13 protein-coding genes are annotated in these 13,799 nt (G+C 70.0%); 4 read left to right on the top strand and 9 right to left on the bottom strand.

What is annotated here, in order from left to right; translation table 11 throughout:
* Window position 1: 1 nt before the first annotated feature.
* The 4 genes from HWD99_RS08025 to HWD99_RS08040 form a co-directional block, all read right to left on the bottom strand.
* Window positions 2-2,680: a penicillin acylase family protein gene (locus tag HWD99_RS08025; protein ID WP_241795703.1), complete on the bottom strand. Its 2,679-nt coding sequence runs from the start codon at window positions 2,678-2,680 to the stop codon at window positions 2-4.
* Between the two features lie 145 nt (window positions 2,681-2,825).
* Entirely contained in the window at window positions 2,826-4,661 is a 1,836-nt protein-coding gene (locus tag HWD99_RS08030) for a YhgE/Pip family protein (RefSeq protein ID WP_241795704.1), read from the bottom strand.
* Window positions 4,658-5,464, bottom strand: coding sequence for a hypothetical protein (locus HWD99_RS08035; protein WP_241795705.1), 807 nt, complete (start codon window positions 5,462-5,464; stop codon window positions 4,658-4,660). Before HWD99_RS08035 ends, HWD99_RS08030 begins: the two co-directional genes overlap by 4 nt.
* Window positions 5,461-6,078, bottom strand: a complete 618-nt coding sequence (locus tag HWD99_RS08040; protein ID WP_241795706.1) for a TetR/AcrR family transcriptional regulator — start codon at window positions 6,076-6,078, stop codon at window positions 5,461-5,463. The genes HWD99_RS08035 and HWD99_RS08040 overlap by 4 nt, the downstream gene beginning before the upstream one ends.
* A gap of 205 nt (window positions 6,079-6,283) precedes the next feature.
* Between HWD99_RS08040 and HWD99_RS08045 the strand changes: the two genes are divergently transcribed.
* Window positions 6,284-6,913, top strand: coding sequence for a GntR family transcriptional regulator (locus HWD99_RS08045; protein WP_241795707.1), 630 nt, complete (start codon window positions 6,284-6,286; stop codon window positions 6,911-6,913).
* Window positions 6,914-6,973: 60 nt separating this feature from the next.
* Here HWD99_RS08045 and argG read toward each other — a convergent pair whose 3' ends face one another.
* Window positions 6,974-8,419: an argininosuccinate synthase gene (gene argG / locus HWD99_RS08050; RefSeq protein ID WP_241795708.1), complete on the bottom strand. Its 1,446-nt coding sequence runs from the start codon at window positions 8,417-8,419 to the stop codon at window positions 6,974-6,976.
* A 51-nt stretch (window positions 8,420-8,470) separates the two neighbouring features.
* Window positions 8,471-8,875, bottom strand: coding sequence for a helix-turn-helix domain-containing protein (locus HWD99_RS08055; protein WP_241795709.1), 405 nt, complete (start codon window positions 8,873-8,875; stop codon window positions 8,471-8,473).
* A gap of 97 nt (window positions 8,876-8,972) precedes the next feature.
* Here HWD99_RS08055 and HWD99_RS08060 point away from each other — a divergent pair, with 97 nt between their 5' ends.
* The 3 genes from HWD99_RS08060 (at window position 8,973) to HWD99_RS08070 (ending at window position 11,954) form a co-directional block, all read left to right on the top strand.
* The gene (locus tag HWD99_RS08060) at window positions 8,973-10,337 is read left to right on the top strand and encodes an MFS transporter (RefSeq protein ID WP_241795710.1); all 1,365 of its coding nucleotides are present in this window, start codon (window positions 8,973-8,975) and stop codon (window positions 10,335-10,337) included.
* Window positions 10,338-10,386: 49 nt separating this feature from the next.
* On the top strand, window positions 10,387-11,178 hold the full coding sequence (locus HWD99_RS08065) for an NAD(P)H-dependent oxidoreductase (RefSeq protein ID WP_241795711.1): 792 nt from the start codon (window positions 10,387-10,389) through the stop codon (window positions 11,176-11,178).
* Window positions 11,179-11,249: 71 nt separating this feature from the next.
* Window positions 11,250-11,954, top strand: coding sequence for a ZIP family metal transporter (locus HWD99_RS08070; RefSeq protein ID WP_241795712.1), 705 nt, complete (start codon window positions 11,250-11,252; stop codon window positions 11,952-11,954).
* A 34-nt stretch (window positions 11,955-11,988) separates the two neighbouring features.
* Here HWD99_RS08070 and HWD99_RS08075 read toward each other — a convergent pair whose 3' ends face one another.
* Genes HWD99_RS08075 through HWD99_RS08085 form a run of 3 tightly spaced genes read right to left on the bottom strand, consistent with a single transcriptional unit; the run spans window position 11,989 to window position 13,797 of the window.
* Window positions 11,989-12,693, bottom strand: a complete 705-nt coding sequence (locus tag HWD99_RS08075; protein ID WP_241795713.1) for a hypothetical protein — start codon at window positions 12,691-12,693, stop codon at window positions 11,989-11,991.
* Window positions 12,677-13,477: a hypothetical protein gene (locus HWD99_RS08080; protein WP_241795714.1), complete on the bottom strand. Its 801-nt coding sequence runs from the start codon at window positions 13,475-13,477 to the stop codon at window positions 12,677-12,679. Before HWD99_RS08080 ends, HWD99_RS08075 begins: the two co-directional genes overlap by 17 nt.
* Window positions 13,474-13,797, bottom strand: a complete 324-nt coding sequence (locus HWD99_RS08085; RefSeq protein WP_241795715.1) for a hypothetical protein — start codon at window positions 13,795-13,797, stop codon at window positions 13,474-13,476. The genes HWD99_RS08080 and HWD99_RS08085 overlap by 4 nt, the downstream gene beginning before the upstream one ends.
* Window positions 13,798-13,799 lie beyond the last annotated feature (2 nt).

Here is a 13,799-nt window from a genome sequence, read left to right on the forward strand (position 1 = left end):
CCTAGCCCGCCGGAGTGAGCACGAGGGTCTGTCGTGCCGCGGCATCCACCGCCTTCGTCGACGACGCCCACGGCCGCTGTGTTCCGGCCGCCCAGTCGGGGGTCTGGTCGATGTAGTGCTCGTGGAAGGCGTGCCCCGATGCGCCCGTGAGGTGGATCCAGGTCGACTGATCGAAGTCGGCCAGGTCGACGACCATGCGCATCGAGGGAACCGTGGTCGTCGCATACGAGGTTCCGAGCTCCCAGCCGGTGGCGTTGACGACAGAGGCGCCGCCGCCGACCGCATACGGTCCGCGGTTGAAGAGCGCTTCGATCGGTGCGATCCCCGAGGATCCGAGTGTGTCGCTCGTGAGGGTGATCGCGTGCAGGTCGCCCCACCGCCAGGCATCGACGTTCGTGCCCTGGAGCGCGGACAGCTCGTCGTACGCCTCTTCGGCCGAGAGCGCGAGCATCTCGTCTCTGTTGGTGACGCCGAGCTGCGGGTTGGCCCACAGCCGGTTCGACGGGTCGTCGAGCAGCGCGGACACCACTGTGAACAGGCGCCCCTGGCCGCCGATGGGCAGCGGCTCGTCACGTTCGGCGAACATGTTCTGCACCAGGTTCGACCACAGCACGTTCGCGTACGCGGCCGGTGCGGACGATGCCGTGTTCTGGGCGTCCCAGGTGCGGAGCAGTTCGACGGCGTCCTCGACGCCCGCGCCGTCGACCTCCACGCCGTCGAGCGCCGAGGTCAGTCGCTTGCCGATCCACATCTCACTGTCCATCTGGATGTCGCGCATGTCCTGCGCGGTCAGCGGCGCCGCAGCCGCGCGTCGTTCGATCAGGTCGACGACGCGGTCGGCGCGATAGCCGTAGTCCCAGTCCTTCGTGAGGAAGTAGGCGTAGTCGTCGGTCACGATCGCGTTGTTCGCGGTCACGATGTACCCCGAGGCGGGGTTGTACGACACCGGCAGCTCTTCGAACGGGATGAAGCCCGTCCAGTCGTAGGAGCTGTCCCAGCCGGGCTGCGGCAGCCAGCCGTCTCCGGCACCGCGCACCGGAAGGCGCCCGGGTGCCTGGTAGCCGATGTTGCCCTCGACGTCGGCGTAGATCAGGTTCTGCGCCGGCACGTCGAACAGCGATGCCGCCCGGCGGAAGTCGTCGAAGTCCTGCGCGGTCGACAGCGCGAAGATCGCGGTGGCGCTGGTACCGGGATCCAGCGCGGTCCACCGCAGGCTCAGCGCGTACTCGGATTCCTCGCCGCCGGGCGGCGTCGGCGCCGCTACCGCGCCCGCGGCCGCGAGGCCGGGCTCGGGATCGTCGGCGATGGCGGTGAAGTCGTCGGTGAGGCCCGAGATGATCGGCCCGTGCACGGTCGACCTGATCGTCAGCTCGATGTCGTCGCCGCCGGCGACCTCGATCGTCTCGGTGCTGGTCTCGAGCGGCACCAGGGCGCCGTCGCGCCAGTACTGGTCGCCTTCGATGCGCTCGACGTAGAGGTCGGTGACGTCGGTCGTGAGGTTGGTGAATCCCCACGCGACCTGGCGGTTGTGACCGATCACGATGCCGGGGAGGCCGGAGAACGAGAAGCCGCCCACGTCGAACGGGCACGCGGCGGAGACCTCGGAGCATTTCAGCTGCACCTGATACCAGACCGAGGGGAGGGATGCGCCGAGGTGCGGGTCGTTCGCCAGCAGCGGTTTGCCCGTCTCGGTGAGGTCGCCCGAGACGACCCACGAGTTCGAGCCGATGCCCTCGCCGACATCGCCGACCAGCAGACTGGCGGCCTCGATGACATCGGATGCCTCACGCCAGTCGATCGTCGTGACGGCCTGCTGCATCTCGGCGCCGTCGTCGTCGCTCGAGAAGGCCGCCGGCTCGGCGTCGGTGCCGAGGGCGGGGACGCGGGAGATCTCGGGGACGATGACCGGATTCTCGTCGAACGGATATGCGGGGTAGAGCTCGTCGAGGGTCGCGCGCGTGGTCGCGGCATCCGATCCCTCCGCGAGCTGTGCGGCCAGCAGCGCGCGCTCGGTCTCGTCCTCGATGTTGGTCCGCAGGTCCCAGGCCATGGCCTTGAGCCAGGCGACGGAGTCGGCGGGCTCCCACGGCTCGGGGGAGTAGTCGGGGTTCTGCAGGCCGATCACGGCGTATTCGAGCGAGAGCTCGGCGCCCGATCTCGACTGCAGGTAGGCGTTGACGCCCTCGGCGTACGCCTCGTAGTACCCGAGCGTCACATCGTCCATCGCGGCCACCTCGGCCTCGGCGACCTTGCGCCAGCCGAGCGTGCGCAGGAACGCATCCGTGCCCGCCTGGGACTCGCCGAACATCTCGGCCACCCGCCCCGCCGTGACGTGCCGGCGGAAGTCCATCTCGAAGAATCGGTCCTGCGCGTGCACGAACCCCTGCGCGTAGAAGAGGTCGTCGGTCGAATCGGCGGTGATGGTCGGCACGCCGAGCGCATCGCGCTGCACCGTGACCTCGGCCTGCAGCCCGTCGAGCGCGACCTCGCCCTCGGTCTGCGGGAAGGATCGCTGGATCGTCCACGTCACGAAGAACGCGGCGGCGACCGCGATCACGACGACGGCCGCCACGACGACGAAGGCGATCCGACCGATGCGGGCGGCGAGCGGACGGCGCGGAGCGTCGTCGTGCGGGCGGTGCGGAACGTCGACGATATCCGTCGGACCAGCTGTCATCATCGAGAACTCTTTCGGTGGCGCGGTGGGACTCAGTCCCAGAGAGCCCCCGAGTGCGTGTCACGACTGCACTCCCGGCATCCTACCCACAGCCGGCATATCGCCCACAGGGGGGTGAGGTGCGGGACGGGGTGGCCCCGCACCTCGCTCACCCGATCAGGCTCGGCTGCAGATCACGCAGGGTGCGCCGATGGGTCATGCGCGTCACGCCGATGGCGGCGAGCGTCAAGGCGCCCACGAGCCACATGCCCAGCACCGCGAGATCCCAGCCCGCTCGGGCGAGATCTCCCCCGTACATGAGCTGGCGCATCGCATCGACGACGTAGCCGAGGGGCAGCACATGGTGCAGCGCGGCGAGGGGCGCCGGGAGGGTCTGCCAGGGGAAGGTGCCGCCGGCCGTCACCAGCTGCAGGACCATGAGCACCAGGCCGACGAACTGCCCGACGGACCCGAGCCAGACGTTGAGGGCGAGGATGATCGCCGCGAACGTGGCAGACGCCACGATCATCACCCCGAGAGTGCCGATCGGATTGTCGAACGTGAATCCGAGCGTGATGGCGAGGATGCCCATGAGGCCCAGCATCTGCACGGCGCCGAGCATGGCGGGGGTCAGCCACCCCGCGAGCGTGACGCGGATCGGCGAGTGGAGCGCGGTGACCGCACGCCGGGAGATGGGCTTGACGATGAGGAACAGGGCGTAGATGCCGATCCAGGCCGACAGCGCCGCGAAGAACGGGGCGAGGCCCGCGCCGTAGTCCTCGGCCGAGGCGACCTTGTCGCTCGAGACCTTCACGGGGTCGGCGATCGTGTCGGCCTGCTGGGAACGGAGCTCGGGAGTGGATGCCGGGATCGCGTCGACGCCGTTCGACAGCCCGTCACGCAGCTCGGCCGTGCCGCTCGCGAGAGTGCCGAGCCCGTCGCGCAGCTGCGCGGCGCCGTCATTGGCCGAGGCCGCACCGGCCGCCACCGTGCCCGCACCCGACGCCAGCTGCGAGGCGCCGGATGCCACGGCGGCGGCCCCGTCGGCGAGCTGGTCGACCTTGCCGACCGCGCTCTGCACCGTCGCATTGCCGTCCTGCAGGCGTGAGGCGAGGGGGTCGAGCGTCGCGAGAACCTCGTCGATCTGCTCCGGGGTGAGGCCCCGCTCGGTGAGCACGCTCGAGATGTCGGTGCGCACCTGCGGCAGAGCATCCGTCGCCTGCTGCACGACCGAGCCCGCGCGATCGGCGATGTCCGCCAGCTGGCGGTTGCCGTCGCTGACCTGCTGCGCACCCGAGGCGAGGGTGTTGGCGCCCTCGGCGAGCTGCGCCGTGCCGGCCGCGAGCTGCGCGGTGCCGTCGGCCAATGTCGTGCTGCCGGACGACGCGGTGTTGGCGCCGTCGGTCAGCTGGGTCGCGCCGTCTGTCGCCTCGATGAGCTTGTCGCGCACGTCGCTGAGACCGGTGAGCAGCCGCTCGGCGGCCTGCGTGCCCACGGTCTGCGCGACCGAGCTGCGGATCTTCTCGACCGCCTGCGTGCCCATCGACGACGCGAGATAGTTGTTCGCGTCGTTGGTCTCGAGCTCGATGCGCGCCTGATGCGGGTCGTCGCCCGCGGCCGAGGTGAGCGCCGCCGAGAAGTCGGCGGGGATCGTCACCGTGAAGTCCACGGTGCCCTGGCGCAGAGCATCCGCCGCCTCGTCGACGCTCATGCGCTGCCAGTCGAAGGCGTTGCCCTCGATGAGGTTGTCGGCCACGTCCTCGCCGTAGTTGACGGTCTCGCCGGTCGGAGCGTCCGTCCCCGTGGTGGGTTCGGGCGCCCCCTGGTCGTCGACGACCAGGGCGACAGGCACCTCGGGGAACTTCGCGTACGGGTCCTGATTGGCCCACAAGTACAGGCCGCCGTAGAGGATCGGCACGCACACCAGCGCGATCAGCGCGATCACGCCCATCTTGCTGGCGGTCAGTCGCCGCAGCTCGGCAGCGATCATGGCGGGAACCTTCATCGGTCGGCTCCGTTCTCGGTGGTGTCTGCTGCGGGGGTGTCTGTGTCAGGTGCGGGGGTGTCTGTGTCAGGTGCGGGGGTGTCTGTGTCAGGCTCGGGTTCCGGCTCGGGTTCCTGCTCGGGCTCCGACTCCGGTTCCTGCTCCGGCTCCTGCTCCGGTGCGGCGAGCACGAGCGGCTCGATCGGACCCGAGGCGTTGATCGCCTCGAGCTCGTGCATCCGCTCGAGGGCGACGGCCGCCGAGCCGCCGACGATGACGAGCATCGCGTAGCCGCGGTCGGCGAACTCCGACGCGATGCGCCACCAGCCGTCGGGGCTGCCGCCGTGCCTGTCGGGTGTCACCAGCACGACGGCCTGGGTGCCCTCGCGCAGCACCGCGAGCTCGCACATGATGCGCACGCGGGCGGCGGGGTCGACGTTGCCGATCGGCACGCCGGCCAGCTCGCCGAAGCCGAGCTGGGTGAGCCACCGTCGCGCGTGCAGGGGCGTCGCGCCGAGGCCCGCGAACATGAGCTCCTCGCCGACGACTCCGGCGAGGGTGATATCGGGATGCGGATCGCTGACGTCGGGGGCGTCGACGAGCGCGACGGTGCGGCGCAGCTTCCGGTTGTCGGCCGTGCCGTCGATCGTGACGCGTCCGGTCTCGGGCTTCATGCGTCCGCTCGCGATCAGCCCGAGCACGGTCGGACGCTGCTCGGTCTCGGCGATCGCGAAGCGCACGGCGCCGGTGTGGAACTCCAGGCTCATGGCCGGAAGCGCCTGGCCGCCCTTGCCCTTGCTGACGTCGTGGAGGGTGATCCTCATGCGCCGACCTCCTCGATCAGTTCCGGGTTGGCGGTCAGCAGCGCATCTGCTTCGCGCCAGGAGAGTCCGGCGATGCTGAGCAGGGCGCGGACCGCGAGATTCGCCGCGCCGGTGCTCGACGCGTCGGTGCGCGAGACGACCGTGCGGGCGACCTCTTCGATGAGTCGGGCCAGCGTCGGTGCCGCGAGGTCGGTGCGGAAGCTGCCGTCGTCCTGTCCGCGTCGCACGAGCGCGGCCACGCTGCGGCGCAGGGGCGCGAGTGCGTCGGCGGTGTGCTCGACGTGCGCCTCGTCGAGCGCGAGCGCGGCGGCGACCTGCACGTGCGCGGCCTCCTGCCAGAGTCGGGCGGCGAGGCGCGCGAGGGCGATGCGGGCATCGGCGTCCTGCACCGACTCGGCGATCGCGTTGAAGCGCCGTGCGCCGCTGACGATGAGCTCGCGGATCAGCGCGTCGCGGTCGTCGAAGTGACCGTAGAGGGTGCGGCGCGAGAGGCCGGCGCTGCGAGCGATGACGTCGATCGAGGCGCGGGGGTCGGCGGCCAGCGTCGCACGGGCCGCGTCGAGGATTCCGGCGCGGTTCTCGACCGAGTCGCGGCGGGGAGCACGGGTTGTCATGCCTCCATGGTACTTAATATGCACAGCAGTGTGCAAGATAGCGGGAGCGATTCCCCGCCTGCCGCGTCATATATCGGCACTTCGCGCGTCTTGAGGGTGGGAGGCGCTCGCCGATGACGTATCCCGGAAGGGGGAGCAGAGTGATCTCGACGTTCACGGGGGCCACCGGCCTCGCGCCACTGCACGCACCACGGGGTTCTCGGACGTGATCCATCTGGGCAGGCAGGCCGCGCCCCAGGGATCGCTCGCCGACATCGTGTTCCAGCGGGTGGGCCGACAGATCGCCGACGGCGAGCTGTCTCCGGGCGATTCCGTCAACGACAACGCGATCGCGGCGGCGATGGGAGTCTCCCGCACGCCCGTGCGCGAAGCGCTGCAGCGCCTCGAGCGGATCGGCATGATCGTGCTCGCTCCGAGTCGCTACACCCGTGTGACCTCGCTCGCCGACGACGAGGTCGCCGGCTGGCGCGAGTTCATCGGCCAGCAGCTCTCCGTGCTCTCCCGAACCGCGTCGATCCGCCTCGCCGATGCGGCCAGAGAGGATGCCGCGCGCCGGGTGGACGAGATGGCGACCTGCGTGTCCGATCCCGATCGCTATGCCCGAGCCGCCGTGGACCTGTACGGCCATCTGGCTCTGCAGTCGCTCAACGATGTGCATCGCGCGCTGGTCGAGGAGACGTCGTTCGCGCTGATCCGCGCGCTCCGCGCATGGGTCGTCGAACCGCATGTCGCCCGCCGGGTGGAGGGTGCGCTCCAGCACCTCGGTGCGGCGCTCCGTGCCGGCGACGGGGACGTCGCGGAACGGAGCGCGCGCGCCGCCTACCTCATCGAGTGAGCGGCTCTCATCGACGAGCTGCCGAGAGGGCGCCGCGAGTCGGCTGCGGCCGACCGCGTGTCAGTCGGTGCCGGAGTCGAAGGCCGCGCCCTCGGAGGCGTTGTCGACGGCATCCGCCAGGTTCTCGTCGGCTTCGGAGACCGAGCCCTCCACCGCGCCCGTGATCTCGCTCGACTCACCCGCGGTGACACGCCCGACGAGCTCTCCGGTCGCGCCGCCGATGAGGCCGAGGCCCGCGTACTGCTCGAGGCGCGAGCGCGAGTCGGCGATGTCGAGGTTGCGCATGGTCAGTTGACCGATGCGGTCGACCGGGCCGAAGGCGGCGTCGCCGACGCGCTCCATCGAGAGCTTCTCGGGGCCGTACGACAGGTTCGGCGACGTGGTGTCGAGGATCGTCCAGTCGTCGCCGCGGCGCAGGCGGATCGTGACCGTGCCCGAGATCGTGAGGCCGACCCAGCGCTGGATCGACTCGCGCAGCATGAGCGACTGCGGCTCGAGCCAGCGTCCCTCGTACATCAGGCGGCCGAGACGGCGGCCCTGCTCGTGATACGTCGCGAGGGTGTCCTCGTTCAGGATGCCGTTGACGAGGCGCTCGTAGGCGATGAAGAGCAGCGCCATGGCCGGAGCCTCGTAGATGCCGCGCGACTTGGCCTCGATGATGCGGTTCTCGATCTGGTCGCTCATGCCGAGGCCGTGGCGTCCGCCGATCGTGTTCGCCTCCATGACGAGCGCGACCGGGTCGGTGTACTCGACGCCGTTGAGGGCGACCGGGCGACCGGCCTCGAACGTGACGGAGACGTCTTCGGTCTCGATCGCGACCGACGGGTCCCAGAACTTCACGCCCATGATCGGGTCGACGGTCTCGAGCGAGACGTCGAGGTGCTCGAGGGTCTTCGCCTCGTGCGTGGCGCCCCAGATGTTCGCGTCGGTCGAGTACGCCTTCTCGACGGAGTCGCGGTACGGGAAGTCATGCGCGACGAGCCACTCGCTCATCTCCTTGCGTCCGCCGAGCTCGGTGACGAAGTCGGCGTCGAGCCACGGCTTGTACACGCGCAGGCGCGGGTTGGCGAGCAGGCCGTAGCGGTAGAACCGCTCGATGTCGTTGCCCTTGTAGGTCGAGCCGTCGCCCCAGATGTCGACGCCGTCCTCCTTCATCGCCCGCACGAGCATCGTGCCGGTGACGGCGCGACCGAGAGGCGTGGTGTTGAAGTAGGTCCTGCCGCCCGAGCGGATGTGGAAGGCGCCGCACGAGAGGGCGACGAGGCCCTCTTCGACCAGGGCGGTCTTGCAGTCGATCAGACGCGAGGCCTCGGCGCCGTACTCGAGCGCCCGGCCGGGGATCGACTCGATGTCGTCTTCGTCGTACTGCCCGAGATCGCCGGTGTACGTGTAGGGGACGGCGCCCTTGTCGCGCATCCACGCGACGGCGACGGAGGTGTCGAGTCCTCCGGAGAAGGCGATGCCGACGCGCTCGCCGACGGGAAGTGACTGGAGGACCTTGGACATGGTTCCCAGTCTATCGGCGGCGTGTCGGCTGTTTCGGACGCGCCGTCGGGGTCACCGCGCGTCGGCGGCGTCGAGGGCTTCGGGCTCGGCGTCGAGTCGTTCGAGTTCGCGTCGCTGGTGCGCAGCGTATCCGCCACCCCAGTCGGTCAGGGCCTGGACGAGCGGCATCGATCCCCGACCCAGGTCGCTCAGTCGGTACTCGACCTTGGGCGGGACCTGTCGGTAGACCGTGCGGAGGAGCAGCCCGTCGTCTTCGAGCTCGCGCAGTTGCCGGGTGAGCACACGAGCGGTCGGCTCGTCGAGCAGCCGGCTGAGCTCGCCGAATCTCAGCACCTCATGCTCGCCGAGAAGGCTCAGGATGCTGGGCTTCCAGGCCCCGCCGAGCACGGCGATCGAGACCTCGGCGTCGCAGGCGTCTCCCCACTCCCGGACGATGCGCTCCGTCTTCTCCCTCATGGGTCCGCCTTCCGCTGCACCATGGTATCCATTCGGTCACTATGTACCCTGAATGACCGTACTTGTCAGAAGTGTACCTTCGCTCGAGACTGAGGGGGTGACCTTCCCGACGCCTTCCGCTCGACCCCGCACGACCCTCCATCCGTGGCTCGCCATGATCCCGCTGCTCCTCGGCATCCTGATCGGGGCTCTCGCGATCAGCAGCATGTCGACCGCGTTGCCGGCGATCCGCGGCGACCTCGTGCTCAGCGACAGCGGTGCCCTGTGGATCGTCGACATCTATGCCCTCTCTCTGGCGGCGACCCTGATCATCGCCGCCCGCATCGGCGACGCATTCGGCCGCAAGCGGATCGTGCTGTTCGGCCTGGCCGGCTTCGCCGCGCTCAACCTCGTCGGCGGCTTCGCGCAGGACGGGATGCTGCTCATCGTCGTCCGCGCGCTCCTCGGCGTCTCGGAGGCCTTCGTCGTGGCCGGGGTCGTCGCCACGATCGGTGCGCACTATCACGCACGTCAGCGCGTGCTGGCGTATGGGCTCTGGACCGCGACCTTCGGCGCCGGCAGTGCTCTGGGCCCGGTGCTCGGCGGCCTCGTCACAGAGGGACCGGGCTGGCGCTGGCTGCTTCTCGGGAGTGTGCCGCTCGCGGTGATCGCCGGTCTGCTGGCGATCCGCCTCGTGCCGGATTCCCGCAGCTCTCGTGCTCCGTCCTGGGACATCCCCAGCATCGTGTCGTCGATCGTCGCCCTCGGGGCTCTCGTCTTCGCGCTGCACGAGGTGCTCGCGGCGCCGCTCGCCGGGGGCATCGCCGGGGTCGTCGCGGTCGCGACCCTCGTGTTCTTCATCCGCCGGCAGCGCAGTCTCGCCGATCCCCTCATCGACATGAGACTCTTCCGCGTGCCGGGGTTCAGCCCCGCGATCGTGCGCATCGTGGCGAGCAGCGGTGTGTCGACGGCATCCGTGCTGCTGGTGAGTCTGCACCTGCAGGATGCCCGGGGCTTCAGCGCAGCCGAAGCCGGCATCGCGATCCTTCCGCAGGCGGTCGCGATCGCGCTCGGCGGGGTGCTCGCGCCCCTGTTCCTGCGGTGGCTGACGTCACCGACGCTCACGGTGGGGGCGCTCGTGGTGCAGGGGGCAGGGCTCGCCTGGCTCGCCGTGGGGGTCGACCTCGTCGCGCTCCCTCTCGTGCTCGTGGGAGTCGGGTTCGGGATCGCCGCCACACTCGCCGCCACGACCCTCTTCGACGTGACGACCGACGACGACGCGGGCCAGGTGGGCGCGATCCAGGAGGTCGGCTTCGCCCTCGGTGGCGGTCTCGGAATCGCCGTGCTCGGCACGATCGCCTCGATCGTCGGGTCCCGCGGCTTCCTCGTCGCGCTCCTCGTCGCGACCGGCCTGGTCGTCGCCGCAGCGCTCCTGCCGCTCCGGAGGGCTGCGGCGAAGCCTCCCGTCCTCGAATCCCGCTGACGTCTCGAATCCCGCTGACGCCTCGAATCCCGCTGAAGAAAGGCCGCCCATGTCCCTCTCACGTCCGACCGTCCACTGGATACACGCCCACCCCCAGGAGAACTCGCTGAACGCGCGGCTGTTCCGTGACGGGGTCGAGGCGCTGTCGCGCGATCACGACATGGAGGTGACCGACCTCTATCGGCAGCGGTTCGACCCGGTGCTCGCCGCCGCCGATCTGGGTGACCCCGACGGGAGGGAGGGCAGCGTGGTCGACCTCATGGGCGACGCGTATGCCGCGGGGCGGCTGCCGGCGGATGTGACCGAGGAGCAGCGCAAGCTCCGGGCCGCCGACCTCGTCGTGCTCCAGTTCCCGCTGTGGTGGTACGGGACGCCCGCGATCCTGAAGGGGTGGCTCGACCGTGTGCTCACCAACGGGTTCGCGTACGGCCCCGTCGACCCCGAGACGGGTGTTCCGCTGCGGTACGGCGACGGCCCTCTCGCGGGTCGTCGCGCGCTCGTGATCGTCACGGCCGGCGAGGACGACCGCTCGATCGGAGACCGGGGCATCAGCGGCGACATCGACTCGCTGCTCTTCCCCCTCACCCACGGCACGCTCTGGTACACCGGGATCGAGCCGCTCGACCTGCATGTCGTCCACGATGCGGACGCGCTGGACGCGGCCGGGGTCGAGCGCGAGAGCGCGCGGCTCCTCGAACGGCTCTCCGGGATCGACGACGAATCGCCCAGCACTCCCTACCGTCGCCTTCGAGACGGCGACTACAGCGGCACCCGCGCACTGCGAGCGGACCTGCTGCCCGGGCGCACCGACCTCGGCATCCATCGTGTCGTGAGCGGCTGAGGGCTGCGACCGCCGCCGGTCGCGTGACAGAGTGTCCACAGAAGCAGAGTGTCCGCAGAAGGAGGCCGCACATGTCACAGGCGATCCTCTGGGGTCTCGTCGCCGCGTCGCCCCTGTTCGTCGGCGCAGTGCTCGCGTTGCTGCGCACCTGGCCGCCGCGCTGGCTCGGCATCGTGCTGGGGTTCGGCGCCGGCGCGCTCATGGCCTCGATCGCGTTCGAGCTGTGGGAGGAGGGCCTGGCCCTCGCGGGGCCCATCCCCCTCGTCGGCGGCGTCGCCGTCGGAGCCCTGGCCTACTACCTCGCCGACCGGGTTCTCGACGCGCGCGCGGCGAAGTCGACGAGCCAGGGCGCCGGGGCGCCGCTCGCACTCGGCGCGCTGCTCGACGGCATCCCCGAGCAGCTCGTGCTCGGCATCGGGCTCGCGTCCGGCGAACCCGTCAGCATCGCCCTGGTCGTCGCGATCGTGGTGTCGAACCTCCCGGAGTCGATCGGCTCGGCGGCCGACCTCCTCAAGGGCGGCATGACGAAGTCGCGGGTGCTGCTGCTCTGGGCCGGCATCGCCGTGATCTGCGCGCTCGCGACGGTCGCCGGTTTCTCACTGGCGAGCGTGACCGGCGACGACTTCCGTGCGGCCGCGGGCGGATTCGCCGCCGGTGCGCTGCTCGTGATGCTCGTCGACTCGATGGTGCCGGATGCGCAGGAGAAGGCGAAGAACATCACGGGGCTCGCCACCGTTCTGGGCTTCGCGCTCGCCGCGGGGCTCTCACTCGCCTGACGCTCCCGGCAACGCGGTGGGCGTCAGGCGAGGCTCAGCTCGAGGGCAGCTCGGTGACGTCGAACTGCACGAAGACGTCGCCCGGCATCGCGGCGACCACCGTCTGCACGGTGTCGGTCCCCGGAACCAGAAGCTCCTTCGGGATGTCGGATGTGATGCGATACACGCCGGGGTAGACGAGGTACAGCAGGGGCGCCTGCTGCGCATCGGCCGCCATCGTCTCGTCCACGCCCCCGATGCGGAACGGCGCGGGCTCGAGGGAGACCTTGCTCTGCACCGCATCGATCGACATCGACAGCGTCAGCGACTGCTCGAGCTTCCACGTCGACGAGGACTCGTCCCATTTCACCTGCAGCGACGAGCTCGTCTCCTCTCCGTCGAGCTCATAGGTGAAGAGCACGCGCCGCACATCGTCGTCTCCGCCGACCGCCGCAGCGCGAGGCTCGACCGTCACGCTGTCGATCCGGCTCTCCGCCCCCTGCAGCACCGCGTCGGTGCGCAGCGTCTCGAAGTCGCCGACCTCCTCGGTCGTCGAGCCCTCGTGCTGCGCGGCCACGGCAGCGGCGTCCAGTGCCGTCGCGGTCGAGGCGTCACCCTCGGCGATCGCCGACAGGTACTGCGTCACGACCTCGGTCGGCTCGGGCCGTCCCGAGCCGCCGACGCACCCCGTCAGCATGAGCGGCAGCAGCGCGAGCAGCCCGGATGCCGCCAGGACCGATGCCCTACTCGATCTGCGCAAAGGACGGCTTCCTCCACTCGAGCATGTCGATCTGCAGTGCGTCGAGCTTGTTCGAGGTGCCCTGCGTCGAACTCACGAACAGCTGCACCGCGGCGATGCCCGACACGACCACTCCGAGCATCGCCGTCACGAGGGACAGGGCGGCGGCGATGATGCCGATCACCGGACCGACGCCGGTCTCGAACGTCAGCGCGCCCGCGATGAGGCTGAGGATCGCCGCGACGACGCCGAGGATCGCCGCGACCGCTCCGGTGACGAGCGCCAGCAGCTCGAGGTAGTAGGTCTCGATGTCGTCGGCGTGCGTGCGCAGCACGTCCTTGAGCGAGCTCATCGCCGGAGCGACCTTGGCGAGGTCGTCGATCTGGTTCTCGACCGCGACCTCGTAGCGCCTGGTCGGCTCGCCGTCGTCCCACGACATCAGACCGTCGAGGGCGTCCTTGTTGATGTCCATCGCCGTTGCGGATCCGCCGATGTCACCGAGCTTCTCGGCGACGGCCCGCAGCTCGTCGGGACTGCCGAGGTACGCGGCCGCTTCGCGCAGGACCGCGATCCTCACGAGGCAGTCCTGCAGAGCGGCGAGGGCGGCCGAGGTGATCTGGTCGGCGAGCCAGTCGATCGCCGCATCGGGGATCAGCACGGCGACGGTGCCCAGGTAGTGGTTGGCGGCCGCCTCCACGGCTCGGCGGATGAGGCCCGGCGCGACGCGGATCGCGTCGCGCACACGGATCTCGGCCTCGTCGAGCTGGATGATGATCTGTTCGCGCAGGACGTCGACGTAGCTCATAGCGCTGCCATCTCCCGTTCGACGCGGGCGATCTCGTCGGCCGCGTAGCCTTCCATCTCCATGTACTCGATGGCGGAGTCGAGCAGGGCGCGGGCGATGCCCTCGAAGACCTCTTCGCCCTCGCTCAGGTAGGTGCGCACCGAGCTCAGCGCGGTGTTGAAGGCGCTGAACAGCTCATCGGAACCGGGGGCGACGGAGAACGCCTGACGGTCCAGTGCGAGGCCGTCGATGGTCTCGCCCCACTTCTGCACCTGCAGACTCCATGGCTGCCAGGAGCCGTTCGCGTCCTCGCGCAGTGCTTCCTCGTCGTAATCGGCCATGT

Source organism: Microbacterium sp. C5A9 (genome assembly GCF_022627955.1).
Lineage (GTDB): Bacteria > Actinomycetota > Actinomycetes > Actinomycetales > Microbacteriaceae > Microbacterium.

What these genes read in the sequence shown, in the direction of transcription:
- HWD99_RS08065 (WP_241795711.1), top strand. Translation starts at nt 10,387, where the DNA reads ATGTCCCTCTCACGTCCGACCGTCCACTGGATACACGCCCACCCCCAG.
- HWD99_RS08035 (WP_241795705.1), bottom strand. Translation starts at nt 5,464, where the DNA reads ATGAGGATCACCCTCCACGACGTCAGCAAGGGCAAGGGCGGCCAGGCG.
- HWD99_RS08055 (WP_241795709.1), bottom strand. Translation starts at nt 8,875, where the DNA reads ATGAGGGAGAAGACGGAGCGCATCGTCCGGGAGTGGGGAGACGCCTGC.
- HWD99_RS08030 (WP_241795704.1), bottom strand. Translation starts at nt 4,661, where the DNA reads ATGAAGGTTCCCGCCATGATCGCTGCCGAGCTGCGGCGACTGACCGCC.
- HWD99_RS08040 (WP_241795706.1), bottom strand. Translation starts at nt 6,078, where the DNA reads ATGACAACCCGTGCTCCCCGCCGCGACTCGGTCGAGAACCGCGCCGGA.
- HWD99_RS08080 (WP_241795714.1), bottom strand. Translation starts at nt 13,477, where the DNA reads ATGAGCTACGTCGACGTCCTGCGCGAACAGATCATCATCCAGCTCGAC.
- argG (WP_241795708.1), bottom strand. Translation starts at nt 8,419, where the DNA reads ATGTCCAAGGTCCTCCAGTCACTTCCCGTCGGCGAGCGCGTCGGCATC.
- HWD99_RS08025 (WP_241795703.1), bottom strand. Translation starts at nt 2,680, where the DNA reads ATGATGACAGCTGGTCCGACGGATATCGTCGACGTTCCGCACCGCCCG.
- HWD99_RS08085 (WP_241795715.1), bottom strand. Translation starts at nt 13,797, where the DNA reads ATGGCCGATTACGACGAGGAAGCACTGCGCGAGGACGCGAACGGCTCC.
- HWD99_RS08070 (WP_241795712.1), top strand. Translation starts at nt 11,250, where the DNA reads ATGTCACAGGCGATCCTCTGGGGTCTCGTCGCCGCGTCGCCCCTGTTC.